Genomic DNA, 25025 nt, shown 5'->3' with positions numbered 1-25025 from the left:
CTAACCAACATTCCTTACATCATCACACTCTAACACCGCACCAAATGAAAACCAAAAGAATCAAGTAGCACCACACAAGTACAGAAAGCGTCATTTTGTGCATTTATCCAACAGAAACTAAGCGTTTTCTGCATCAATAATGTGCAAATATTATTTATTATGCACAAAACCTTCTCATTATAGCCAAAAACTATTAATAGAAAACAACTGATTCTCCTATATTAATCACAGACATCAAAAAAAGGAAAAAAGTAGCATGAACCTAGTGATTTAGCCTTGACGAGAGGGGGTCAACAGTAATTCTATAAGGTAGTTCCGTGCTATTTCAGAAGATTGCACTAGACTAGAGAAACAACAAAAACAATTAATAATGTTGGCAAGAAATTTGCTTTGAAGCTTTAGTGAAAGAATATTCAAAGATGAATCCATTTTTGCACACATAACAACTAGTAATGCCTGGAGGCAAAATCATGAAATCGAACGTTGGGAAAATTCTATCTACCGCTGCGATTGCTGCGACAATCAGCACTGGTGCCGCGGCAGCAACATTGGACGATGTGAAAGCAAAAGGTTTTATCCAATGTGGGGTAAGTACAGGTGTACCTGGGTTTTCAAATGCAGACAGTACCGGCAAATGGTCGGGTATTGACGTTGATGCTTGTCGCGCCGTTTCCGCCGCAATTTTTGGTGATGCAGACAAAGTAAAATACACACCTCTTTCAGCCAAAGAACGTTTTACTGCGCTTCAATCTGGCGAAATCGATATCTTGTCACGTAACACAACGTGGACTTACACCCGTGATGCGTCTCTTGGTTTAGACTTCACAACGACAAACTTTTATGACGGCCAAGGTTTCATGGTACGTAAAGACTTGGGTGTAGAGAAGGCAATGGAGCTTGACGGTGCAACGGTTTGTACTGAGCAAGGTACAACAACCGAGCTAAACATGGCGGATTTCTTCCGTAAACACAACATGGATTATGTGCCAGTTGTTGTACAGAAAGCGGATGAAGCATTATCTGCTTACGCCTCTGGTCGTTGTGACGTATACACAACCGACAAATCTGGTCTTGCCGCGCATCGCTCGAAACTATCGGATCCAAGCGCGCATATGATCCTTCCTGAGACTATTTCCAAAGAGCCACTTGGCCCTGTTGTTCGTCACGGTGATAACCAATGGAAAGATATCGTCACTTGGACGCTATTCGTACAAATCAACGCTGAAGAGATGGGCATTAGCTCTAAAAACGTTGCCAAAATCAAAGCAGAATCTACTGATCCGGGCATTCGCCGTCTAGTCGGTGCCGAAGGTAAAATGGGCGAAGCACTTGGCCTAAGTTCTGACTGGGCTTACAACATCATCGCTGAAGTGGGTAACTACGGCGAAGTCTTTGAACGTAATGTTGGTCCTGACACTCGCGTTGGTCTACCACGTGGTGTTAACAATCTATGGACTGAAGGCGGTGTACTGTACGCGCCACCAGTACGTTAATACGTACATTCTTCCCTGACCTACCCTAGGGACAAATTCCAGCGGCAACACGCCGCTGGGAACCTCCCATCTGAACATCTATCTGACGAGCATTGATTGCCTGAACCAAGATGAGCGAAAAAACTACAACGAACACGAGCTTTTTTAACGATGCGGGTAATCGCGCCCTGTTGTTTCAAGTGGTTCTTCTTACTGCCGTGGTCGCTATTGGTTATTATCTTTTTCATAACCTACAAGCAAACTTACAAAACCAAGGCATATCGACAGGCTTCGCGTTCTTAAATGAACCTGCGGGCTTTCCGATCCTAATTCACCTAATTGAATATACAGAAGCCGGCACCTACGGACGTGCATTCTTAGTTGCCCTCATTAATACAATGCTGATTTCATTCATCGGGATTGTATTAGCCACCATTATCGGTGTGATCATGGGCTTAGCGCGATTGTCGCAAAACTGGCTCGTCGCACGACTGGCCACGGTTTACATCGAAACGCTGCGAAACATCCCATTACTGTTGCAAATGTTCTTTTGGTATTTCGCCGTATTAGCGGCATTACCCCACCCACGTGACAGCATTATTTTCGGCGATTTTTTCCTTAACAAGCGAGGGATTTACTCGCCTAATCCTATTTTTCAAGATGGCTTCGGCGTCGTTATTTTTGGTTTCTTAGCCTGTGTCGTCGCGTCGATTGCCTTAATAATTTGGGCGAAAAAGCGTCAAACACGTACTGGGTTATGGTTTCCTGCTTATTGGACGTCCTGCGGCATTATTGTATTCGGTACGATCGCCTGTTACTTCTTAGCAGGCGCGCCTGTTACCTTTGATTTGCCCGAAGCAAGTCGCTTTAACGTAAAGGGCGGTATGGTATTGGTACCAGAATTCGTTGCGGTATTAGTCGCTTTATCGACCTATACAGGTGCGTTTATCGCCGAGATCGTTCGTGCAGGTATTCTGTCTGTCAGCTGGGGACAAACCGAGGCAGCGCGTTCATTAGGAATGCGAGACAGTATTACTCAACGTCTCATCGTCTTACCACAAGCGTTGCGCGTTATCATTCCGCCTTTAACTAGCCAATATCTAAACTTAGCAAAAAACTCATCCCTGGGGGCCGCAATCGCTTACCCAGAGCTAGTCGCCGTGGTAATGGGAACGACGCTTAACCAAACTGGCCAAGCAATCGAGACCATTGGATTGTGTATGTTGGTTTACGGCTCTCTAAGTTTGTCCATTTCATTCTTTATGAATTGGTACAACAAGAAAATGTCTTTGGTAGAGCGCTAGGAGAAACATATGGCAATTGAATTTAAACCCTCCCCAAGCCTGCCACCACCGAGTAATGCGGTCGGTGCGGTTGCTTGGGTTCGCAAAAACTTTTTCTCTTCTCCGCTGAATATTTTTCTTACCGTATTTAGCTTTTACATCCTGTATCTGTTGGTTCCTCCTACCATTGAATGGGCATTTTTAGATGCGACATGGAGCGGCGAAAACAAAGATGCTTGTACCGCAGGTGGTGCATGTTGGGCGTTTATCGTCGCCTATTTCGATCAGTTTATGTACGGGCTATATCCACAAACAGAGTACTGGCGCATTAACCTAGCGGCTATTTTACTCGCTTTGTTAATTGGCATGTATGCCATCAAGGCCATCAATAAACTGATATTGTCGATTGCAGTCTTGGTCGTCTACCCAGTTGTGGCCTACTTCCTATTCGCCGGCGGTATTTTAGGCTTAGAAGTCGTTGAAACGTCTCTTTGGGGCGGTTTATTTCTAACGACTCTGTTAGGGGTTGTCGGAATTGTGGCCTCTTTGCCTTTAGGTGTTGTGCTCGCCTTAGGGCGTCGTTCCAACATGCCCATCGTTAAATCCGTTTGTGTGGTATTCATTGAAACCGTTCGTGCGGTACCACTGATCACGATTTTGTTCATGGCATCAGTGATGATTCCGCTGTTTCTACCGGATGGCTTGAACTTCAATAAGCTATTGCGCGTGTTGATTGGTATCACCCTATTCTCTGCAGCTTATATGGCCGAGGTTATCCGTGGTGGCCTGCAGGCTATTCCAAAAGGTCAATACGAAGCAGCTGACGCGATGGGGTTAACCTATTGGCAATCCATGCTGCTCGTGATCCTACCGCAAGCATTGAAGCTGGTGATTCCGGGAATTGTAAACACGTTCATTGGTTTATTTAAAGACACCACACTGGTCTACATCGTGGGTATGTTTGATCTACTGGGTCGTATTCAATCCGCCACTCACGATGGTGATTGGCTAGGTACCACCACAGAAGGCTATGCCTTCGCTGGCTTTATTTATTGGGCTATCTGCTTCGGTATGTCCCGCTACTCGATGGCGGTTGAGCGTAAGTTAGATACCGGACACAAGCGGAATTAATAAGAAAATTTGAGGCCTTACAATATGACTGATAGAAATATGGCACTCGCCCAACTTGAGCCGGGCGAAGACGCAATCATTGAGTTCAAAGACGTAAACAAGTGGTACGGTGAATTCCACGTTCTGAAAAACATCGATTTCAGTATCAAAAAAGGCGAACGGATCGTGGTCTGTGGACCCTCAGGTTCAGGTAAATCCACCATGACCCGTTGTATCAACCGTCTTGAAGAGCACCAGAAAGGTCAAATTTTGGTGGACGGTATTGAAATGAACGACAACCTGAAAAACATCGAAGCGATCCGCAAAGATGTAGGCATGGTGTTTCAGCACTTTAACTTGTTTCCACACCTGACCATTCTAGAGAACTTAACGCTAGCGCCAATCTGGGTACGTAAAACGCCTAAGAAAGAAGCGGAAGAAATGGCAATGCACTACTTGGAACGCGTAAAAATCGCCAACCAAGCACTGAAATATCCAGGTCAGCTTTCTGGAGGTCAGCAGCAACGTGTCGCCATCGCTCGTGGTTTATGTATGAAGCCGCGTATCATGCTATTTGATGAACCCACTTCGGCGCTCGACCCGGAAATGATCAAAGAAGTACTCGATGTCATGATTCAGCTTGCTGACGAAGGCATGACCATGGTGTGTGTTACACACGAAATGGGGTTTGCTAAAACGGTCGCCGATCGCGTGGTGTTCATGGATGCGGGGGAAATTGTAGAAGCCAATACGCCGCACGAATTCTTCGACAATCCGCAACATGACCGCACACAATTGTTCTTGAGTCAGATTTTGAACCACTGATCTGACTGTTTGAATAAATCATCTCTAAAAAAGCCCCTACTGGGGCTTTTTTAGTTTGTATAATAATGTCCTAATACAGACTATTGTTTAATTTGGGGGTGTAGAGTGTCTGAACAATCAGTAGAAGCCAACACAAGCACTCGTGTACGTATCATTCATCTAGCCGATAATAGCGGTAAACTACAGGTCATCTTTGCGTATGACAGTATGCTGGATATGGCGGCCTTGTCACGCCTAACCAAGCGTCGTTTTGACCCTGTCGCCAATTACAATATTGAAGGTGATCCCCTAGTCAAACCAAATACCTGCTCGACCATTATTGACTCATCCTTGCTCAACAGTGACGCCATCGAGCTACGCTCCAATGCAACCCAAAGTTATAAAAGCTATACCCAAGAAGAGTTCACATCTCGTTTCAAAGGGCCGCTGACGCGCTATGAACGCATAGCAATTCCAGTCAGTAAGATCGAATGCCCGGTGGATGATCTCAATCAGGATGCGGCTCAAATGCAAGCAGCACTGGGTAAATTTCAATCCATGCGTCTACAGCAGCGCTTAGAAGAAACCCTTGAAGTACCGCCACTGCCTGCCTCATCACACAGTATTATCCAGCTGTGTTCCGATGAGAATGCTGGCACGGATGACTTGTGTGATGTGATCAGCCTCGATCCATCGTTGTCCGCTCAAGTCATTAGTTGGGCATCCTCGCCTTACTATGGCGTGCAAGGTGAAATTGACTCCGTCGAAGATGCCATCATTCGTGTGCTAGGCTTTGATATGGTAATGAACTTAGCGCTTGGTTTGTCCATGGGGAATGCCTTCCAACTACCGAAAAATGGCCCTCGCCATTATAACGACTTCTGGTTTAGCGCCGTGTCACACGCGGTTTTGATGGAAGAGCTGGTTCGTAAAATGGCCTCCGGCGACCGCCCTCGACTCGGCCATGCCTACTTAGCAGGTTTACTGCATAATTTTGGCTACCTAGCGATTGCTGTGGTACTGCCACCGCACTTCGGTATTTTATCGCGCTACATTGAGGCAAATGCGCATTTACCATCCGAAATCATCGAAATGCAGACCCTCCACTTTACCAAAGAACAGCTAGGCGCTTGGCTGCTAAAACACTGGGGCTTACCAGAGAGTATTTATACGGCTGTACGGTATAGCAAAACGATCAGCTATGAGGGCCAGCACAATAAATTAGCCCATTTATTGTACCTGTGCCATCAACTGTTTAATGATGATAAGCTCGATCCAGGCATACTAAACGTGCTTAATTTAACCCTCGATGAGGCGAAACTCTGTCATAAAAAAGTTATGAGTTCCTCTAGTGAGTTAACAAAGATGGTTGGGTTAATAAGCGGTAATAAATGACACTGTTAAATCACAAACTTACCAAGCAATTTGATTATCGTTGGCATTCCATTGCTCAAGTGCGCCGCAGCAGTATCCCAAAAGGTATTCAGCCCTGGCTAACGACGCGCTTTTCGATCACGGCTAAATTACGTCAAGCAGGTCATCTGAGGGTGGAGGTGCTAGAAGATACATGGCAGTCACCTTCTCCACGCGAGCGCTTACGTTTAGGACTGAAGTCGCGTGAAATGGCGAGAGTTCGCAGTGTCATTTTATTTGTCGATAACGAACCAGTGGTCTATGCTCGCTCTATTATTCCGGCACGCTCTTTGAAAGGTGCTTGGCGATATTTGCCGTATTTAGACAACCGTCCGTTAGGTGGATACGTGTATAAATCTAAAGCTTTGCGCCGCAGTCAAACTGAAGTGGTTAAATTGCCCGCAGGGCTGATTCAAAACTGCGCAGAGCCCTTGTGGGCACGCCGTTCAGTCTTTATGGAATATGGTCCAGGAATATTAGTCAACGAAGCGTTCTACCCTGCTATTGCCCGTTTTACTCAAGCGGCAGGCCAACTTTAAACAAAGCGATTACAAAAAATGAGTAAACTGAAAGATTACGCCGATCTAACCCGTTTTAACCGCCCCATTGGCTCCCTATTGCTGATGTGGCCGACATTATGGGCGCTATGGTTAGCCGCTGACGGCTGGCCAAAATGGCATCTAATATTTATTTTTGTGTTGGGCGTGTTCAGTATGCGCTCTGCCGGCTGTGTGATTAACGACTTTGCCGACCGTAAAGTGGACGGCTTTGTCGAACGCACCAAGAATCGTCCATTGCCATCGGGTCGGGTATCGGAAGTAGAAGCCTTAGCGCTGTTTGCTGGTTTATCGATTTTAAGCTTTATTTTAGTGCTATTTACCGATTGGCAGACCATTTTGTTGTCTTTTGTCGGTTTGTTCTTAGCTGCTTTGTATCCGTTTATGAAACGCTACACGCATTTGCCACAGCTATTTTTGGGCTTAGCCTTCTCCTGGGCCATCCCGATGGCTTACAGCGCCCAAGGCGGTAGCTTATTAGACCCACAGCTGTGGATGTTGTTTGTGGCAAACTGCTTCTGGACCATTGCTTACGATACTTACTACGCTATGACAGACCGCCCAGATGACATTAAAGTGGGTATTAAGTCGACGGCGATTTTGTTTGGTCGCTACGACTTACTGGTGATTTTGATTTTACAGGGATTGACCCTATCCTTGATGATGTGGATCGGTGTGATTGCTCAATTAGGCCTGTTGTACTTTGTCAGCTTACTCGGTGCTGTGTATCTGTTTTACCAGCAATACCTACAAGCGAAAGATCGAGATCGGCAAGCGTGTTTTCGCTCTTTCCTAGATAATAACCGCGTCGGTTACTGTATCTTTGCAGGAATCTTACTCGGGTATTACATTTGAATGTGGCACTGATGTGACAATTTAACACAGTTGTCACATTTAGAGGCTTTAATATCTACCGTTCCTGAGATGAGGATAAATCCTGTGACCGGTAAAAAAGTTTTAATTATTGATGATGAAGCCCCAATCCGCGAGATGATCGCTGTCGCGCTGGAAATGGCTGGCTATGAATACATGGAAGCTGAAAATAGCCAACAGGCTCATGAGATGATCGTCGATCATCGACCTGACTTGGTACTTGTGGATTGGATGATGCCTGGTGGTAGTGGCGTCGAGTTGACTCGCCGTCTAAAGAAAGACCCAACGACCGCCGAAATCCCTGTGATTATGTTGACGGCGAAAAGCGAAGAAGACAATAAAATCCAAGGGTTAGAAGTAGGGGCGGACGATTACATCACCAAACCATTTTCGCCGCGTGAATTGGTGGCTCGCCTGAAAGCGGTGCTTCGCCGTGCGACACCACAAGGTGTTGATGATCCAATCGAAGTAGAAGGTTTGCTGCTTGACCCGATTAGCCAACGTGTTTCAATTGGCACTTCGCCGATCGAAATGGGGCCAACGGAGTATCGTTTGTTGAAGTTTTTAATGACTCACCAAGAACGTGCTTACTCTCGTGCTCAGCTATTGGATCAAGTTTGGGGTGGTAATGTCTATGTTGAAGAGCGTACCGTAGACGTACATATCCGCCGCTTGCGCAAAGCGATCGGCGAGTCACATGACTTTTTAATTCAAACGGTTCGCGGTACGGGATACCGTTTCTCTGCGAAACGAACGGCTTAATATATATGAAGCGAACTTGGCAACGGGCTTTCCTTACATGGATGAGTGGACTCATGGCGGTAATCGCCATAGGTTTCGTATTGGGCCATATTCTCGCACTCGCCTTACTTTATGTACTGGGCACTCTCTACTGGCAACTGTACCAACTGTACCAATTTCACTGTTGGTTACGTCGCTCAGGTAAAGCGGCCCCCCCAGAAGCCTCTGGTATTTGGGGTGAAATCTTTGATGCGGTGTATCGTCTACAAAAGAAACAACGCAAATCTAAACGCCGAATGCGTCAGGCACTTAACCGGATTGAAAACTCTACCGCCGCCCTTAAAGAAGGCGTCATCATGGCGGACAGTAACGGCAATTTGGAATGGTGGAACAATTCGGCGGGCTTGTTGCTTGGTTTACAGCGCCCTACGGACCGCGGTCAGCCAATCACCAACATTTTACGAAACCCAGAATTCTTTCGTTATTTCTCTCAAAAGCGCTTTGGTGAGCCTTTAGTCATCAAATCTCCGTCAAAAGACGGTATCTATCTAGAAGTACAAACTACTTTGTACGATCAAAATGATCACCTGATTTTTGTTCGTGATGTCACCCGTTTACATCTACTAGAGCAAATGCGTAAAGACTTCGTTGCCAATGCCTCACACGAGCTAAAAACGCCGCTTACGGTGATTAAAGGCTATCTCGAAACACTGTCTATGTTTAAAGATAACCTTCCGCCATCGATGCAACGAGGCATTGTGAACATGTCGGATCAGTCATTGCGTATGGAGCATTTGATTGAAGATCTGCTGCTACTATCACGTTTAGAGACCAATGATAAGCGTGAAGCGCATCAGTGGCTCAAAATTGATGACATTTGTGAAACGGTCAAAAAGACCGCCTTACCAATGATGTCTGATGAGCATGAGATTAGCTTTGATCTGCCCGAAGACAGCTATATTTATGGCGCCAGCAGCGAGCTCTACAGCGCGTTCTCAAACCTAGTAGTAAACGCCATCAAGTACTCACCTGAAGGCGGCGTTATTCGCGTTAAATGGGTTCAGAATGAGTTCAGTGGCGTATTCTCAGTTGAAGATCAAGGTTTAGGTATCGATCCCCGCCATATTCCGCGATTGACCGAACGTTTCTTCCGCGTCGATAAAGGACGAGGTTCAAACACTGGCGGAACCGGCCTAGGTCTAGCCATCGTTAAGCACGTACTGATTCACCATAATGCGAAGCTACAAATTCGAAGCCAACCAGGCTTTGGTAGTACGTTCTCGTGTCACTTCCCAACCGACCGTGTTCGTCAGGAGGCGCTCCTTGCAACGGTGGCGACAGAAGCCGACGGTATTGATGCACCCGTTCAGCCGCAGGCACATTCGCAGGCACAAGAAGAAGATGCGACAACGGAAACCTCTTCGACCTCCTAGAGAACCTCGTTTCGTTACCAAAAAAATGCCCGCTATACGATTGTATGCGGGCATTCTTATAATCGTGTCGTCACGTTACAATGAATCAAACAACGCTTTTATAAACGCTTCTTTTTCAGCATCTTGGTCAATCAATAGCAGAGTCACTGTTAAAAAAGCAGAGTCCGGTTTCTTCTCGGTCGTCGCGACAGATTGCACGTAGTAATTTAAACGGTTCACCTTCTGCTCAAACGTCAAATCTAACACCGCTTGATCAAGCACCGTCGGAATCACATCGTCACTTTTTATCAACATCGTGGCTTCGTCTTTAGCGAAATGCACCACCATGCAACGAAACTCTTTGCCCGCAAAACGAACTTTGGTTGGTATCTTGACGTCTTTGACCGACACTGTTGGGTTCGTGATTTTAGGCGAAGCCGCTTTCGGCGCAACCGTCGTCGCCATCAACACATCCAGCGAACCCGAAGCAATGCCGCCGCTTGAAGCGGTTGGTTTTTTAGGTGCATCACCCAACTTCTTCTCGATGCCATTACGTTTGGCAGCCGTCACTACTTTCTGTACTAACTGTTCCGCTGAAAAGGGTTTACCTAAATAATCGGTCACACCTGACTGCACCGCTTCAACCACATGAGACTTATCACCACGACTGGTAATCATGACAAAAGGCAGTGTTTCTTTCTTGTATTGCGGTTGCTCTCGGCACCATTGCAGTAGTTCCACACCTGTCATTTCAGGCATTTCCCAGTCGCATAGCACCATATCAAACGTAGATTTCTGTAGCATTTGCTGTGCTTTGCGACCATTTACCGCTTCCTCGACCGTCACAGCAGGAAAACTTTTACGCAACGTACGTTTAATCAAATCTCGCGTAAACGACGCATCATCAACAACCAGTATTTTCAAAATGTAATCCTATCGAGTCTGTGACAAAAGATCGGCGTAATTCACAAAGCGCTCACTAAATACCTTGATCCACAAGAGTGTGGCTGCCACTACCGCAATCGGCATAACAAACAGGTTTAAGAAAGGAATGGTGACACCAAACATCACGATAAAGCCAAACGTCCAACATAGCAGCGGCTTTTCTCGCAGAGAGGCTCGCATTTCAGGGAAGCTGACTTTATTGTTATCAAACGCATAATCCATGTATTGCAAGGACAGCATCCAAGCGGAGAACAACACAATCAACACCGACGTGACAATATTCACCACTGGAATAAACGACAGCAACAGCAATGCAATAAAGCGCGGTAAAAAATACCCCAGTTTCTGCATTTCACGCTTTAAGCTGCGCCCAGTAATCACCATAAGCCCAGTAAAACTCATGTCTTCATCGAACTCTTTGCCCGTTTGCTGTTCTTCTACTTTTTCCGCTAAAAATGCCATAAAGGGGGCAGCAAGGATATTAACCCCCACAGAGAAGCTGTAAAACATCATCAAACCGATGGCAATGTTCAGCAGCAAATAAAACAACCAGTTTAAGAACGACATCCAATCAGGTATGTAGCCCATCATTTCATCTACCGCAACAGACATATAGCTCAGTGCCACGGTGTAAAGCAGTACCATTAACGCAATATTGGCCACAATTGGTGCCAATAAAAACAAACGTAATCGGCTTGATAAAAGAAGCGGGAATGCTTGTATGTAAGCGCCTACGGCGGCAAATGGATGAGTGATCACGAACTAAACCCCTGTTTAAAAATCAACACTTGTAGCACTAATAATTGGTGTCTATTTAAGCATATTTTTCAGCAAAAAAGTGTCTTGCCTGCGCCAGAGAAGCCTCGAATTGCTTGAGATATGTAACTATTGTTCGCTATTGCCCCTATTCCCTGTAAGCAAATTTGCTACACTCGTGGTTTACTCATGCGTTCACTAAGCTCAAGACAAGGTACGAATATGAAACGTCTTTTCATGTGGTCTTTCTCATTATACGTCGCTTTGATGACAACAATGGCGCTTGCTGCCAATGAAGCGATGCAAGGCAATACGATTCTCACCGTCACGAATCACCACAGTGATACAGAAACCTCTTTAACATTCGATTTAGCCGCACTCAAACAGCTCCCCTCTTACGACATCTCTACCCATAACCCTTGGGAAGAAGGTGTGCATCACTACAAAGGTTTTAACCCGAGAGACCTACTTGAGCAGCAAGGCATTAAAGGAAGCGTCCTTCGTCTAACCGCCTTTAATCAGTACATCACTGAAATACCACTGGAAGACTTTACTCAATTAGGCGCCATCATTGCCTATGAAATGGATGGGCAACCCATTGCTGTGCGTAGTAAAGGCCCATTAATGGTTATTTATAACTTTGATGACAACCCAGACTTAAAAAACGAAGCCTTCTATGGTCGCTCTATTTGGCAATTATATAAACTTAAAGTGATGCGAGCGGACTACTGATTATGGACGTAGATGCAGAGTGCAAAAAACCTCGGTTTAAACGTTGGTTAGCGAATCTGCTGATTGTGTTTATGATGATCACATCGTTACTGACCTTTACTCTGATACCTCTCTCCGATAGCAGTTCAACGCTCAACTCACAACAAGTGTTTGAAAGCTCGCGCTGGCATTCGCTGCAACTGCAATTGCAAACCTACCGTCTGATGGACTATTTATCAGATCTCTCTGAAGCCGACCTCCCCGTCAATGGTAATGCTTACTTTCAATACGACTTAGTGCTCAGTCGAGTCGATCTCTTACGTAAAGGTGATTTAGGCAGTAATATTCGCAACTTTGCCAATGGTCGAGCAGTACGACTGCTGAATATTATTGCGGGTGAACTGGAACTCATCAGTCTTAATATTCAGCGTCTTGAACAAGGCCAATTGGATCAAACAGAGATCATTGTGGATCGGTTACGCTCTCTGGATTCGCAAATCACTGATTTTGTGGTCATCGTAAATCAAGGCGCAAACGACTTTATCACTGAAAAGCGTCACGATTTAGACGTTCAGCTGGCGTATATTCAGATGGTTTCATTGGTACTATTCGTTATCTCTTCGACTCTGTTATACGTTACCTACAAAGTCTCAAAAGAGCTGCGTCAAACGCTGAGACGCAATACTCGGCTAGAAGAACGAATTGATGCTGTGCAGGCCGGTAAAGTCGACATTATTAGCCGTATTGTGAACGATATAAAGCCCATCTTTACCAATCTAATAAGTCACTCAAACACATTAAAAAGCACAGCATCGGATGCTAAAGTTCAAGAACACTTAGAGCACCTCAGCACTCAAAGTAACCAGTTACTCACTCAGCTAGACTGCTATTATGACCTCACATTAATCGAGGCCAATCGCATGTCTTCAGTAACTAATGAGGGGAACCTAAGAGCGCACATCAATTATGCTGTCAGTGCATTAGAACGCGTCTTTTTAACCCATCAAGTACGAGCCATTGCACACGTTGATCCGCGACTGCCCGAGCTTGTCGAGACTGACTTTAGACGTTTACATGAAATTTTAATCACTTTAATTTCTCACTTAGCGCCCTATTGCCATCATTCAGAGCTGCTAATTCAAGTCCGTCCATCAACACTCCCCATCTTTAATTTACCTGAAAAACACGGCAATAAAGCCACCAAGATGGTTCAAATCAGCTTGCGCGATTCCGGTGAAGGCTTACCTAACAAGGTTCAGGTTGGTTTACGTAAAAACCCCTATAATCCAGCCAATACGATCATTGGGCAAATTCATCAAATGGGTATGGGCTTTACCTTCTGTCATTATTTGATTGGCGCATTAGGTGGAGAGTTACATTTTTCCAGTTCTCAAGGAGCCGGTACTGAAATCTGGATCGACCTGCCCATGGGATTAGACGACGCCAAGACTCAGGCAGCAGACAAAAGCGCTAGTAAGCGTGCTAAAGTGGCTATTTGGCAGTCGGACAGCTTGCTAGATCAAGCGTTTCTATCGTTACTGCAACAACTTAATCATCAGGTCGACCTGTTCACTGAAGGAGACCTTACGCGCCTGCTGCAGCAGAAAAATCTCCAGACATTACCCTTTGAGTGCATTGTGATCAGCGATAAAAGTGCTCTTGATGAGGAACAAGTAGAGCTCATTGAGCGATTGCAAGCATTCGGCAGCCAAATCATTGTAGCAGCATCCGTTATAGAGGATTTGCCTCGCATTAAGGCGGATAAAACCTATCATTACCCTGTTACTGCGGCCCAACTTGAGGCCCTGTTACTTTCTTAGGATGAGGAGTTCCTTACTATGTCGGTAGACCATGCACAGCTAAAATCATTAATGGATATTATTGGTCGCGATACTCTGAGTCGCGTGAAGCAAAGCTATTTCAATGACAGCCAGGCCAAGCTCGTCAGCCTAAAAACGGCTATTGAAACACAGGATATACACCAGGTAGAACAGCTCAGTCATTCCTTAAAGTCTTCCAGCTCTAACCTAGCTCTGTCCACTTTAGCTGGTGTGTTTGCACACATGGAATCGGATGCCTCTCAAGGTCAAGCAGAAAACTTGAGCAACCTATACCAAAGCGCAGTAGATGAGTATGGGCAAGCTATTGCAGAGCTCGATACACTTATTTGAGCCAATACAGACACAAAAAAGGGGCGAAGTCATTAACTTAGCCCCTTTTTACATGTCATACGGTATTACGCTTTTTTATCTTCCGTTGCCAGTGCTTCCAACTCTTCAGTCGGTACGTGACGTACGTTCACACCATTGATTAGGTACACTAGGTGCTGACAAAGATGACGAGAATGGTCACCAATACGCTCCAAAGAACGCAGAATCCAAATCACGTTGAATACTGGGCCAATCGAGCGTGGGTCTTCCATCATATAAGTGATCAAAGAGCGGATTGCTGTTTTGTACTCAAGATCAACCTTACGATCCGCTTTGGCAACACTCACCGCTAGATCGATGTCTAAACGAGCGTATGCATCTAAGCTTTCACGAACCATGCTTGTCACCATTTGACCAATGCGGCTGATTTCCACATAACCACGTGGCGATTCGCCTTCATTGATCAATTTCAAAGCGTGATTGGCAATTTTCTTCGCTTCATCACCCATGCGCTCTAGCTCAGAAACCGCTTTACCAATTGACAGAATCATACGCAAGTCCGTTGCTGCGGGCTGGCGTTTCGCGAGAATGCGGGTACATTCTTCGTCAATCAATGCGTCCAATTGGTTAACGGTTTTGTCTTTGGCTTTCACTTCTTCTGCTAAGTCACCTTGACCTTCAAGCAACGATTGAATCGCATCCGATACTTGTTTCTCAACCACACCGCCCATGGTTAGAAAGTGCTGACGCAGTGTTTCTAGTTCAGCGTTAAACTGTTGAGAGATATGGTCCGTAGTAAGTTCTCGCATAATGGCAGTTCCTTATCCTAACCGTAACGACCCGTAATATAGTCTTCGGTTTGTTGTTTTGATGGGTTCGTAAATAGGCTATTGGTATCACCAAATTCCACCATATCTCCCATGTACATAAACGCAGTATAGTCCGATACTCGCGCGGCTTGCTGCATGTTGTGCGTTACGATGGCAATCGTGAACTCATTTTTAAGTTCATGAATCAGCTCTTCGATCTTCAGCGTTGAAATTGGGTCAAGCGCCGATGCTGGCTCATCCAGTAGCAATACTTCTGGTTTCACAGCAACCGTACGCGCGATCACCAAGCGTTGTTGCTGACCGCCCGACATGCCTAGCGCACTTTCGTGTAGACGGTCTTTTACTTCGTCCCATAGGGCCGCTGAGCGCAAGGCCCATTCAACCGTTTCATCGATCACACGCTTTTTGTTAATGCCCTGAATGCGTAGGCCATAGGCCACGTTTTCATAGATGCTTTTCGGGAATGGGTTTGGCTTTTGAAACACCATGCCGACACGACGGCGTAACTCTGCTACATCAGTGCCTTTGGCATAGATATTGTGGTCATGCAGGTTAATTTCACCTGTAATACGACAACCATCAACTAAGTCGTTCATACGGTTAAAGCAGCGTAGTAAGGTCGATTTACCACAACCAGAAGGTCCGATAAACGCCGTGACTTTTTTCTCAGGAATGACCATATCAATCCCTTTCAACGCTTCTTTTTCGCCGTAGTAAAGGTGTAAGTCTTTAACGGAAAGACAAACGTTTTCGTCTTCAATGCGCAGCGCCTGATGGCTACGTTGCATTGCTGAAATATCAATTGAGTGTGTGCTTGTTTCGCTCATAATCGTCTCTCTCCGCTGTCTTACATTTCCAGCGATTTGTATTTTTCACGTAGGTGGTTACGGATAGTAACGGCTGCTAAGTTAAGTGTTGCAATCACGATTACCAATAATAGTGCAGTCGCGTAGACCAATGGGCGCGCTGCCTCTACGTTCGGGCTCTGGAAGCCCACGTCATAAATATGGAAGCCCAAGTGCATGAACTTCTGATCCAAGTGTAGGTACGGGTAATTTCCGTCTAATGGTAATGACGGCGCCAATTTCACTACGCCCACTAACATCAACGGTGCAACCTCACCCGCAGCACGCGCTACCGCAAGAATCACACCCGTCATAATCGCTGGGCTGGCCATTGGTAATACTACACGCCATAAGGTTTCCGCTTTCGTTGCGCCCAAGGCTAATGAGCCTTCACGTACGTTACGTGGAATACGTGACAGACCTTCTTCCGTTGCCACAATCACCACAGGTACAGTCAGCAACGCAAGCGTAATCGATGCCCACATTAGACCACCGGTACCAAAAGTTGGCGATGGTAGTGCTTCTGGAAAGAACGCTTGGTCGATGCCAGAACCTAAGAAGTAAATGAAGAAACCTAAACCAAAGACACCGTATACGATCGACGGTACGCCGGCTAAGTTGTTGACCGCAATTCGGATCGTACGCGTTACAAAACCTTGTGATGCGTACTCACGTAGGTAAACTGCCGCCACCACACCAAACGGTGTCACCAGTACTGTCATCAACAACACCATCATCACAGTGCCGAAGATCGCAGGGAAGACACCGCCTTCAGTATTGGCTTCACGTGGCTCTGCGCTTAGGAATTCCCACACTTTCGAACCGTAAAAACTCATCTTCTGCGCGATACCCATCGCATTTGGACGGTAAGCACGAACGATTTTAGCTACTTGCAGTTCGTGAACGCTGCCGTCCATCACTTGAACCACAAACGTATCCCGGTTGATTTCTGCGTACAGATCAATCAGGCGTTGCTGTAACGCTTGATACTTAGCATTTTGTTCTGCTCGCTGAGCATCAATGTCTGCTTGTTTCTCAGGCGTTAGATCATTATTTAGCTCAAGGCGACGCTGCTCTAGACGTAAACGTTCTAGTGCATGGTTGATCGTACCGATCTCATCTTTTTCCACCGTATGGATGTCATCATAGATCGTCGTAGCACGTTCGATACTGCGTTCAAATGCTGTCCAAGTCGCTAAAGCAGACTCCGTCGGCGTTAGATCAGTCGTCGAGGCAACCACTTGGCCGTCTTCTTTGACTGCTTGTAGGTAACCGTATAAGTTGCCCCATTCATGACGCTCGGCAGCGAACAACATTTCAGGCCGAGTTTCATTAGTGAAGTATTCATCAATAATCCAACGGAAATCTGAACCATATACGTCGCGGTTACCGGTTTTCATCAATGTGCGTTTCATCAAATCGTGATGATCCGCCACATCAATGCCGGCCTCACGCAGCTGAGCCGCTGGTACTTCAGTCGACTCAACACGCTCAGCGACCAATGTGTATGGCTGGGATCCTGGTAAACTGTAAGTTCCCTGGCTGATGTCCGCTGGCCAGAAATGCCCAAGACCACGCACTGCAATCAGGGCTAATAAACCCAGTACCATGATCACAGAGATCGCAACGGCACCGGCGTTTAACCATACCCATGGATCACCAGACTTGACCCACTGGGATACGGTTTGTTTCTTTTGCTTCAATTCTGTACTCATTACAACGACCCGTATTTCTTACGTAGGTGCTGACGCACGGTTTCTGCGATGGTGTTCACAACAAAGGTAAAGACGAACAACACAAACGCCGCTAAGAACAAGATACGGTAGTGAGAACTGCCCACTTCGGACTCAGGCACTTCCACCGCAAGGTTGGCCGCTAACGTACGCATACCTTCGAAGATGTTGAAGTCCATGATTGGCGTGTTACCTGTCGCCATCAGTACGATCATAGTTTCACCGACCGCACGACCCATACCGATCATGATTGCCGAGAAAATACCAGGGCTTGCCGTAGGCAGTACCACACGTGTCATGGTTTGCCAGTAGGTCGCACCCAATGCCAGAGAGCCTTGAGTTAACGCTTTTGGCACAGAGAAAATCGCATCTTCGGTGATCGAGAAGATCGTTGGAATCACAGCGAAGCCCATGGCAAAGCCGACGACCATTGAGTTACGTTGGTCGAATGTAATACCGTGCTCGAAGATAATACCTGGTTCACCCAACCAGCCACGGATGTTACCGTCAAAGAAGCTCAGCTCGATCACTGGACTCATCGCTACACAGCCCCATCCGAGCAACACAATCACTGGAATCAGAAGCAATGGTTGCCAACCCTCAGGTACCATCCAACGAATACCAGCTGGCATACGAGACCAGATGAATGAGAACAGTAAAACGCCCACTGGCAATACAATTAAAATACTAAACGCAGCGGCTAAGTTCTCTTCAAGGAATGGCGCGAAGAAGAGACCGGCTAAGAAACCTAGAATAACCGTCGGTAAGGCTTCCATCAGCTCGATCACTGGCTTGATTTTACGACGCAATGGCGCGGCCATGAAATACGCCGTGTAAATCGCGCCACAAATAGCCAGAGGCACCGCCATCAGCATGGCGTAGAACGCCGCTTTGATGGTACCAAATGCCAACGGCATCAAGCTGTATTTTGGTTCGAAGTCATTGTTTGCTGCCGAAGACTGCCATGTGTACGTTGGCTCTTGGTAACCTTCGTACCACACTTTTCCCCAGATAGAGGACCAAGAGACTTCAGGGTGCTCGTTATCTACGGCAAAGAAGTGCAAGCCTTTGCTGTCTTCTAGCAACAAGCCATTGGCACGTGGTGCAAAGCTGATCATCCTTGCGGTGTCATCACTCACTCGCTCATCGACGACCTGACGGCTAGACGTCGCATTAAAAATCGACACAATACCGCGGTCATCTAACGTCGCAAAACCTTTACGACGATGCTCCATCGCCATGTCGACTAGGCCAGTAGGATGTTGCACATCACGGATGTAGGTTAAGTGTTCAACATTGTTCTCATCACGTACATTGAACCATTGGCTCACGCGACCTGAACTGTCGGCCACCATAACTGACGACTGACCTAGCAAGTAACGCATAGAAACCAGCTGCGCATCGCCTTTAATTAGATCGATTTGGTCTTTTGTCGAAACATCACTTAAATCGCGAATGTCGAATTCGGACATCTCACCATTTACATCGGCAACATATAGGTAACGTTGATCGCCAGAAATCAATAGTGCACGAGTGCCCTCTACAAAGGGAATCTCAGCACGAGTTTCCGTTAACTCCACTTCTTCCGTGATGAAGTTCACATCTTTATTTAAACGCACCACTTGGGCCTGTTGATCACCGATCACCGCCAATGTTAGACGCTCATCATTGTCGCGGACGCTTAACTGACGTGGTGCGAAATCCGCCACTTGAATACCTTCTGCTCCGTAAGGGTATTCAATGCTTGGCGTGATCAGTCGTACACCATCTGGGTAGGTGGTTTTGTAATTTTGCTTGGCGACCAGTACGCGACCATCTGCGTAAGCAAACGCCATCATACGACTGGTATCGGATTCCAGAGCAAATGCCGTTGGTTGTCCTAATGGATTGCCTACATTTTTAATCACACTGCCGTCGGCAATATTGAAGTAAATCATGTCGCCGTTTTCAGCCACACGAAAACCGATTTCGGTTTGCTCTTCTGAGGTTAAATATAAGCTTTTACCCGATTCTTCAGCCGGTAGACTATAGCTGCCTTTCTGCTCAATGCTGGCACCAGAAAATAGAGGTGCGACTTCATACATCAAATAGAAACATATCAGTAGGACAGCTAGGATCACACTGCTACCGCCGATGGCAATACCGACGCTCGCACTACGATCTTTTAACGCACGAACCTTACGATGACGCTTTAACGCTGGCGTATCGAAATCCAGTTCGGGTACTTTTTGATCCGCTTTTGTACTCATCCGAATTCACTTTTTATGACATTTTTGTGACAGGTTTGGACATAGGAAAAGCAGGAGGGATCGAATCCCTCCTGCTTTATTGCATCCTGCAAACCTTCCCTGTTATCCAGCTATTACTGAATACCTAGGTCTTTCATGTATTTCGCAGAGACTTTAGCTGGTAATGGCACGTAACCGTCTTTCACTACCACTTCTTGACCCATTTTCGAAAGAACCATCTTCACGAACTCACGCTCAAGCGGAGCAAGTGGCTTGTTTGGTGCTTTGTTTACGTAAACGTATAGGAAGCGAGACAGTGGGTATTTACCCGTCGCAGCGTTCTCTGGAGTCGCTTCGATTAGCTCACCGCCTTCTTTCTTAGCCAGTGGCAATGCACGAACTGAAGAAGTTTTGTAACCGATACCAGAGTAGCCGATACCGTTAAGAGACGTAGAAACTGACTGTACAACAGAAGCAGAACCAGGCTGTTCATTTACAGAGTTTTTGTAGTCGCCTTTGAATAGAGCGTTTGATTTGAAGTAACCGTAAGTACCCGATACTGAGTTACGACCGAACAGTTGAATGTCACGATCCGCCCAAGCACCCGTTAGACCTGTTGCACCCCAGTTAGTAATGTCTTCGCTGTGACCACCTTTACGAGTAGAAGAGAAGATCGCATCCACTTCTGGAAGAGAAAGACCTTTGATTGGGTTATCTTTGTGTACAAATACTGCTAGTGCATCAATTGCAACTGGCACTGCAGTTGGCTTGTAGCCGTATTTTTTCTCGAATGCTGCGATCTCTTTGTCTTTCATTTGACGAGACATAGGACCGAAGTTAGAAGTGCCTTCTGTTAGCGCTGGTGGCGCAGTAGAAGAACCAGCTGCTTGGATTTGGATGTTTACGTTCGGGTAAAGACGTTTGAAGTCTTCTGCCCAAAGTGTCATCAAGTTCGCTAGCGTGTCAGAACCCACACTGGAAATGTTACCTGATACACCGCTTGCTTTCGTGTACGAAGGTAAGTTCGCATCAACATCTGCCATTACGTTAGCAGAAACACCTGCTAGAGTAGATACTGCTAGAGTCGCAACTAATTTTTTCATCACTTCAACCTCAATGGTTATCGTCAGTTTGGTATGATTCGAAATCTTGATTCTGAGTCCGAATGACTTCGTTCTCGTTCGATAGTGAAAACTATAAAGAGGCTTTGTGACATTAATGTTAAAGGCTGAAATAATCTGAATCTTTTTTCATTAGCCTTATCAAGCAGCATGAATGACAGACCAGCACACACCCTCTAATTCCTTTAAATATCGCGTAAGAGATATGTAAACGCGCTTGCTGACCTTAAATGGGCCTGTTAACTTCCTGGCCGCAGGATATTTATATATAGACAGGGATTACGCTATGAAGAAGATCATCATTACATTATTGGTTGGCTGGTTGTTCAACGCGACAGCTTACGCTTGTAACTATTGTGGTAGCTATGGCCAGCAAGTCGCTTACAAACATAGCATTGTTTTTGAAGATATTACGGCAATGAGCGACGAACCGACTTCCATCACTCTGATGCCTCAATCCGTTAGCGTCTCGGTCGATCCAGACATGAAAATGACCACACTAACTGGTTACCTATACGTTGATGAATCTACACCTACTTTGATGAAGCTAATGTCAGAAGGGTTGAATATCCCACACGTCAAAGTTGTCTCTCGCATCGCACCCGAAAACGGTGACAGCTGGATCAGCAACACTCTCGAGTTTACTAATGTCCATCTGCAATACCTGAGTCTTGACTATTCGGATGGCTCACGTCCTTACATCAGTTTTTCCATTCAAGCACCGGAAGGCATTACTAAATCTTCCGTTAATAAAACCGATGCGAATGGTCAACCAACAAATGAATTTATTGAGTACCAAAGGTAATTAAAGGTAAAAATCTAAGCCAATAGAGCGCCGTCAGGTGCCAGCTTAAGCTTGATGGGCCATTGACGGCCCGCTCAAGCAGGATCTCCATGGCTGCCATAAAATATTACCCTCTTCCCGCAAGCAGTATCTCACAACAAAACCTCGCCAAAACATTCCCAATAGCATGGATATCCAATAGACTGACCGCTCGGATTTTTCCGCCTTTCTTATTACAAAAGCAAAAAAATAGTCTGTGGGTTTAAAAATGCTTAACAAAATCATTTGTGGTGCTGAGAGCATTTCCGTCATTGTCGGAAAATGTGTCGCTTGGCTTACCCTTGTAATGATGCTGCTAACGTGTCTGATCGTAGTGTTACGCTATGGCTTAGGCATTGGCTCCATCGCCTTACAAGAATCTGTACTGTATATGCATGCCATGGTGTTTATGCTCGGTGCGGCCTATACCTTTAAAGATGACGAACACGTTCGCGTCGACGTTTTCTACCGAGGGTTTTCACCCCGTAAAAAAGCGTGGGTGAATATCGTGGGTGGTCTGCTGTTCCTACTGCCATTCTGTGGGTATACCGCTTATATGAGTATCGATTACGTCGCGGCTTCATGGCGTGTCTTAGAAACCTCTCAAGAGCCCGGTGGCTTGCCATTTATCTATCTGCTAAAAACGCTGATTCCTGCGATGATGCTGATGCTGATCATTCAAGGGGTTGCTGACATTCTTAAAAATGTCGGCGTCCTGCTCAATAAACACCAAGCGGAGGCACACTAAGGTGGCTGAATTTTTACCTTTATGGCTCTTTGCGGTCGTCTGTGTCTTTTTACTGTTTGGCTACCCCGTTGCCTTCTCTTTAGGCGGCACAGCCTTACTGTTCGCAGCGGGTGGCGCCATGTTTGGCACCTTCGATGCGGTCTTCTTAGAAGCGTTACCTAATCGATTGTTTGGTATTGTACGAAACGAAACACTCATCGCCGTTCCCTTATTCGTCTTCATGGGCGTTCTACTTGAGAAATCCAAGCTCGCAGAGCGTTTATTGGATTCCATGGCAATGTTGTTCGGCACCATGCGTGGTGGATTAGGGATTTCAGTTATCTTGGTGGGGATGTTGATGGCCGCCAGCACCGGTATCGTCGGCGCGACTGTGGTTACCATGGGGATGATCTCATTACCCACCATGTTACGTCGTGGTTATGATCCAGCACTGGCCACCGGAACGATTTGTGCAACAGGCACACTGGGACAGATCATTCCACCTTCTATCGCTTTGGTTCTGTTGGGTGACGTTATGTCCAACGCATTCCAAAAAGCACAATTGGACATGGGCGTCTTCTCACCTAAAACTGTCTCTGTTGGCGATCTATTTGTTGGGGCTTTAATCCCTGGTTTGCTCTTGGTGTCTTTATACATCGTTTATGTGGCAATGGTCGCTTGGCTTCAGCCTGAAAAAGCCCCTGCGGTCCCCAAAGAGGAGCTGCGTCGTGGTATCGACGATTCATCATTGTTTGTCGATGTCGTTAAAGGTTTAGTACCGCCACTACTGCTTATTCTGGCAGTATTGGGGTCGATTCTAGGTGGACTTGCGACCCCTACTGAAGCCGCTGGTGTGGGTGCCTTTGGCGCCGCAATTTTAGCTTGGCTGTCTGGTAAATTGTCTTTGCAAACACTTAAAGCGTGTGTACTGACAACAACCAAAGTGACCGGTATGGTCTTTATGATCTTGATCGGTGCCTCATTGTTTTCACTGGTTTTCCGAGGCTTTGGCGGTGAAGAGCTGATCCATGAGTTCTTTAACCAACTGCCTGGTGGTGTCATCAGTGCGGTACTGATCGTGATGCTGGTGATGTTCTTCCTTGGTTTTATCTTGGACTTCATCGAGATCACCTTCGTCGTTGTACCAATTGTGGCACCAGTTCTGTTGGCAATGGGTCTAGATCCTGTATGGTTGGGAATTATGATGGCTATCAACTTACAAACGTCGTTCCTAACGCCACCGTTTGGTTTTGCTCTGTTCTACCTGCGCGGTGTTGCACCGCCAGAAGTGAAAACGCAGTCCATATATAAAGGTGTGATTCCGTTTATTTTAATTCAATTGTTTGTACTGTTACTGTTAGCGGTATGGCCGGACTTAGCAACCTGGTTGCCAGAAAAAGTCTACGGTTAACATAAGAGACGAAGGAGACACTATGAAAGCGATGCAAGTGAACGATTACGGCCCAGCAAGCGATTTAACGCTGGTGGATGCTGATAAACCAAGCATTAATGCAGACCAAATTTTGGTCCAAGTGGGCGCGTCGGGCGTTAATCCTGTCGACACTTACATCCGCTCAGGCACAAACAACTATACGGCCTCATTCCCACATACTCCGGGCAATGACGGCGCCGGTACCATCGTAGAAGTGGGCAGTAATGTGTCCAACTTTAGCCTTGGCCAGCGCGTATACTTCTCTCGCAACCTAACCGGTTCGGCAGCGGAATATGCCGTTTGTGTGCCAACCCATACGTTTCCTTTAGCCGATGCACTGAGCTTCGCCGAAGGCGCTTGTTTAGGAGTGCCTTACACGACAGCCCATCGCGCTTTATTTGGTCGTGCTCATGCTCAAGCCGGTGAAAAAGTATTGGTACATGGCGCGACTGGGGCCGTCGGTCTTGCCACGGTTCAACTGGCGCTTGCCGCTGGAATGAACGTCGTAGCGTCTGCTGGAACAGTAGAAGGCGCCAACCTTCTGCGCGCTCAAGGCGTGCAAACAGTGATCATGCATAATCAAACCGACTATTTAGCAGCGTACCAATCATTGCAAACAGGTTTCGATGTCATCATTGAAATGCTGGCCAACCATAACCTCGATCAAGATCTAAAAGCGTTAGCCTTTGGTGGTCGAGTAGCCGTGATTGGCAACCGTGGTACGGTCGACATCAATCCTCGTGATTTGATGGCGCGTGATGCTGCTGTGATGGGTGTCGCGTTAGCCAATGTTAAACCTGCGGAACTGTGCCGCATTGCCCAAGCGATGCTACCGCAGTTTGAAAAAGGTGTTTTAAAACCGGTTGTACGCAAAGAATATGCGTTGAGTGAATTGTCACAAGCGCATGAAGACGTATTGAAAAGCGGTGCGCAAGGAAATTTAGTCATCGTCCTATAAATATCGCAGTCCGAGAGGGTGTTTTGGCACCCTCTTCTACTTCCCTCTACTCAATCTTGGCTATGACAGCTATACTTCTAACCTTTCGATTGAACAAAAAG

Annotated in this window: 23 protein-coding genes; 16 read left to right on the top strand and 7 right to left on the bottom strand. The window is 46.3% G+C overall.

Features of this window, described 5'->3' with window-relative positions; genetic code table 11:
• The first annotated feature begins 470 nt into the window (after positions 1 to 470).
• From ACPUEK_RS03445 to phoR, 9 genes are all read left to right on the top strand, one after another.
• Positions 471 to 1493, top strand: coding sequence for an amino acid ABC transporter substrate-binding protein (locus ACPUEK_RS03445; RefSeq protein ID WP_067221203.1), 1023 nt, complete (start codon positions 471 to 473; stop codon positions 1491 to 1493).
• Between the two features lie 110 nt (positions 1494 to 1603).
• Positions 1604 to 2776: an amino acid ABC transporter permease gene (locus tag ACPUEK_RS03440; RefSeq protein ID WP_067221206.1), complete on the top strand. Its 1173-nt coding sequence runs from the start codon at positions 1604 to 1606 to the stop codon at positions 2774 to 2776.
• A gap of 9 nt (positions 2777 to 2785) precedes the next feature.
• The gene (locus ACPUEK_RS03435; protein WP_067221209.1) at positions 2786 to 3886 is read left to right on the top strand and encodes an amino acid ABC transporter permease; all 1101 of its coding nucleotides are present in this window, start codon (positions 2786 to 2788) and stop codon (positions 3884 to 3886) included.
• Positions 3887 to 3910: 24 nt separating this feature from the next.
• Positions 3911 to 4690: an amino acid ABC transporter ATP-binding protein gene (locus ACPUEK_RS03430; protein WP_067221211.1), complete on the top strand. Its 780-nt coding sequence runs from the start codon at positions 3911 to 3913 to the stop codon at positions 4688 to 4690.
• Positions 4691 to 4795: 105 nt separating this feature from the next.
• Positions 4796 to 6064 carry an HDOD domain-containing protein gene (locus ACPUEK_RS03425; RefSeq protein WP_425642328.1) on the top strand — a complete coding sequence of 423 codons (1269 nt, stop codon included), beginning with the start codon at positions 4796 to 4798 and terminating at the stop codon, positions 6062 to 6064.
• Positions 6061 to 6621 (top strand): chorismate--pyruvate lyase family protein, encoded by a 561-nt coding sequence (locus ACPUEK_RS03420; protein ID WP_067221218.1) that lies wholly within the window; start codon positions 6061 to 6063, stop codon positions 6619 to 6621. Before ACPUEK_RS03425 ends, ACPUEK_RS03420 begins: the two co-directional genes overlap by 4 nt.
• Before the next feature lie 18 nt (positions 6622 to 6639).
• Positions 6640 to 7494, top strand: coding sequence for a 4-hydroxybenzoate octaprenyltransferase (gene ubiA / locus ACPUEK_RS03415; RefSeq protein ID WP_425642327.1), 855 nt, complete (start codon positions 6640 to 6642; stop codon positions 7492 to 7494).
• Positions 7495 to 7578: 84 nt separating this feature from the next.
• Positions 7579 to 8274, top strand: a complete 696-nt coding sequence (phoB, locus tag ACPUEK_RS03410) for a phosphate regulon transcriptional regulator PhoB (protein ID WP_067101380.1) — start codon at positions 7579 to 7581, stop codon at positions 8272 to 8274.
• 53 nt (positions 8275 to 8327) lie between these two features.
• Positions 8328 to 9686, top strand: a complete 1359-nt coding sequence (gene phoR / locus ACPUEK_RS03405) for a phosphate regulon sensor histidine kinase PhoR (RefSeq protein WP_425642326.1) — start codon at positions 8328 to 8330, stop codon at positions 9684 to 9686.
• Between the two features lie 75 nt (positions 9687 to 9761).
• Here phoR and ACPUEK_RS03400 read toward each other — a convergent pair whose 3' ends face one another.
• A complete protein-coding gene (locus tag ACPUEK_RS03400) occupies positions 9762 to 10589 on the bottom strand; it encodes a response regulator (protein WP_231872615.1) in 828 nt (275 codons plus the stop codon).
• Between the two features lie 9 nt (positions 10590 to 10598).
• Complete coding sequence (cysZ, locus tag ACPUEK_RS03395; protein ID WP_067221228.1) at positions 10599 to 11369, bottom strand: sulfate transporter CysZ; 771 nt, start codon at positions 11367 to 11369, stop codon at positions 10599 to 10601.
• A gap of 219 nt (positions 11370 to 11588) precedes the next feature.
• On the opposite strand from cysZ, the gene ACPUEK_RS03390 reads away from it, so the two are divergent.
• From ACPUEK_RS03390 to ACPUEK_RS03380, 3 genes are read left to right on the top strand one after another with little or no spacing between them, the layout of a single operon-like run.
• Positions 11589 to 12098, top strand: a complete 510-nt coding sequence (locus ACPUEK_RS03390) for a molybdopterin-dependent oxidoreductase (RefSeq protein WP_082866231.1) — start codon at positions 11589 to 11591, stop codon at positions 12096 to 12098.
• 2 nt (positions 12099 to 12100) lie between these two features.
• Positions 12101 to 13897, top strand: coding sequence for a sensor histidine kinase (locus tag ACPUEK_RS03385; RefSeq protein ID WP_425642325.1), 1797 nt, complete (start codon positions 12101 to 12103; stop codon positions 13895 to 13897).
• 18 nt (positions 13898 to 13915) lie between these two features.
• Positions 13916 to 14248 (top strand): Hpt domain-containing protein, encoded by a 333-nt coding sequence (locus ACPUEK_RS03380; RefSeq protein ID WP_067221234.1) that lies wholly within the window; start codon positions 13916 to 13918, stop codon positions 14246 to 14248.
• A 65-nt stretch (positions 14249 to 14313) separates the two neighbouring features.
• Here the strand turns inward: ACPUEK_RS03380 and phoU are convergent, their stop codons facing one another.
• The 5 genes from phoU to ACPUEK_RS03355 form a co-directional block, all read right to left on the bottom strand.
• The gene (gene phoU, locus ACPUEK_RS03375; protein ID WP_067034150.1) at positions 14314 to 15036 is read right to left on the bottom strand and encodes a phosphate signaling complex protein PhoU; all 723 of its coding nucleotides are present in this window, start codon (positions 15034 to 15036) and stop codon (positions 14314 to 14316) included.
• A gap of 17 nt (positions 15037 to 15053) precedes the next feature.
• On the bottom strand, positions 15054 to 15884 hold the full coding sequence (gene pstB / locus ACPUEK_RS03370) for a phosphate ABC transporter ATP-binding protein PstB (protein ID WP_067034153.1): 831 nt from the start codon (positions 15882 to 15884) through the stop codon (positions 15054 to 15056).
• Between the two features lie 20 nt (positions 15885 to 15904).
• Complete coding sequence (gene pstA / locus ACPUEK_RS03365) at positions 15905 to 17617, bottom strand: phosphate ABC transporter permease PstA (protein ID WP_425642324.1); 1713 nt, start codon at positions 17615 to 17617, stop codon at positions 15905 to 15907.
• Positions 17617 to 19884: an ABC transporter permease subunit gene (locus ACPUEK_RS03360; protein WP_067221237.1), complete on the bottom strand. Its 2268-nt coding sequence runs from the start codon at positions 19882 to 19884 to the stop codon at positions 17617 to 17619. Before ACPUEK_RS03360 ends, pstA begins: the two co-directional genes overlap by 1 nt.
• Positions 19885 to 19997: 113 nt before the next feature.
• Positions 19998 to 20966 carry a PstS family phosphate ABC transporter substrate-binding protein gene (locus tag ACPUEK_RS03355; RefSeq protein ID WP_067034159.1) on the bottom strand — a complete coding sequence of 323 codons (969 nt, stop codon included), beginning with the start codon at positions 20964 to 20966 and terminating at the stop codon, positions 19998 to 20000.
• A gap of 304 nt (positions 20967 to 21270) precedes the next feature.
• Between ACPUEK_RS03355 and ACPUEK_RS03350 the strand changes: the two genes are divergently transcribed.
• From ACPUEK_RS03350 to ACPUEK_RS03335, 4 genes are all read left to right on the top strand, one after another.
• A complete protein-coding gene (locus ACPUEK_RS03350; protein ID WP_425642323.1) occupies positions 21271 to 21789 on the top strand; it encodes a hypothetical protein in 519 nt (172 codons plus the stop codon).
• A 247-nt stretch (positions 21790 to 22036) separates the two neighbouring features.
• Positions 22037 to 22555 (top strand): TRAP transporter small permease subunit, encoded by a 519-nt coding sequence (locus ACPUEK_RS03345; protein ID WP_425642322.1) that lies wholly within the window; start codon positions 22037 to 22039, stop codon positions 22553 to 22555.
• Position 22556: 1 nt separating this feature from the next.
• The gene (locus ACPUEK_RS03340; RefSeq protein ID WP_082856560.1) at positions 22557 to 23945 is read left to right on the top strand and encodes a TRAP transporter large permease; all 1389 of its coding nucleotides are present in this window, start codon (positions 22557 to 22559) and stop codon (positions 23943 to 23945) included.
• 22 nt (positions 23946 to 23967) lie between these two features.
• Positions 23968 to 24924, top strand: coding sequence for an NADPH:quinone reductase (locus ACPUEK_RS03335; RefSeq protein ID WP_067034169.1), 957 nt, complete (start codon positions 23968 to 23970; stop codon positions 24922 to 24924).
• Positions 24925 to 25025: the final 101 nt, after the last annotated feature.

Source organism: Marinomonas gallaica (genome assembly GCF_049821165.1).
Classification (GTDB): Bacteria; Pseudomonadota; Gammaproteobacteria; order Pseudomonadales; family Marinomonadaceae; genus Marinomonas; species Marinomonas gallaica.
The sequence above is the reverse complement of the archived record's forward strand: the minus strand, read 5'-3'. Positions and strand labels throughout refer to the sequence as shown.

What these genes read in the sequence shown, in the direction of transcription:
- ACPUEK_RS03445 (WP_067221203.1), top strand. Translation starts at nt 471, where the DNA reads ATGAAATCGAACGTTGGGAAAATTCTATCTACCGCTGCGATTGCTGCG.
- ACPUEK_RS03440 (WP_067221206.1), top strand. Translation starts at nt 1,604, where the DNA reads ATGAGCGAAAAAACTACAACGAACACGAGCTTTTTTAACGATGCGGGT.
- ACPUEK_RS03435 (WP_067221209.1), top strand. Translation starts at nt 2,786, where the DNA reads ATGGCAATTGAATTTAAACCCTCCCCAAGCCTGCCACCACCGAGTAAT.
- ACPUEK_RS03430 (WP_067221211.1), top strand. Translation starts at nt 3,911, where the DNA reads ATGACTGATAGAAATATGGCACTCGCCCAACTTGAGCCGGGCGAAGAC.
- ACPUEK_RS03420 (WP_067221218.1), top strand. Translation starts at nt 6,061, where the DNA reads ATGACACTGTTAAATCACAAACTTACCAAGCAATTTGATTATCGTTGG.
- ubiA (WP_425642327.1), top strand. Translation starts at nt 6,640, where the DNA reads ATGAGTAAACTGAAAGATTACGCCGATCTAACCCGTTTTAACCGCCCC.
- phoR (WP_425642326.1), top strand. Translation starts at nt 8,328, where the DNA reads ATGGCGGTAATCGCCATAGGTTTCGTATTGGGCCATATTCTCGCACTC.
- ACPUEK_RS03390 (WP_082866231.1), top strand. Translation starts at nt 11,589, where the DNA reads ATGAAACGTCTTTTCATGTGGTCTTTCTCATTATACGTCGCTTTGATG.
- ACPUEK_RS03385 (WP_425642325.1), top strand. Translation starts at nt 12,101, where the DNA reads ATGGACGTAGATGCAGAGTGCAAAAAACCTCGGTTTAAACGTTGGTTA.
- ACPUEK_RS03380 (WP_067221234.1), top strand. Translation starts at nt 13,916, where the DNA reads ATGTCGGTAGACCATGCACAGCTAAAATCATTAATGGATATTATTGGT.
- phoU (WP_067034150.1), bottom strand. Translation starts at nt 15,036, where the DNA reads ATGCGAGAACTTACTACGGACCATATCTCTCAACAGTTTAACGCTGAA.
- pstB (WP_067034153.1), bottom strand. Translation starts at nt 15,884, where the DNA reads ATGAGCGAAACAAGCACACACTCAATTGATATTTCAGCAATGCAACGT.
- pstA (WP_425642324.1), bottom strand. Translation starts at nt 17,617, where the DNA reads ATGAGTACAGAATTGAAGCAAAAGAAACAAACCGTATCCCAGTGGGTC.
- ACPUEK_RS03360 (WP_067221237.1), bottom strand. Translation starts at nt 19,884, where the DNA reads ATGAGTACAAAAGCGGATCAAAAAGTACCCGAACTGGATTTCGATACG.
- ACPUEK_RS03355 (WP_067034159.1), bottom strand. Translation starts at nt 20,966, where the DNA reads ATGAAAAAATTAGTTGCGACTCTAGCAGTATCTACTCTAGCAGGTGTT.
- ACPUEK_RS03350 (WP_425642323.1), top strand. Translation starts at nt 21,271, where the DNA reads ATGAAGAAGATCATCATTACATTATTGGTTGGCTGGTTGTTCAACGCG.
- ACPUEK_RS03345 (WP_425642322.1), top strand. Translation starts at nt 22,037, where the DNA reads ATGCTTAACAAAATCATTTGTGGTGCTGAGAGCATTTCCGTCATTGTC.
- ACPUEK_RS03335 (WP_067034169.1), top strand. Translation starts at nt 23,968, where the DNA reads ATGAAAGCGATGCAAGTGAACGATTACGGCCCAGCAAGCGATTTAACG.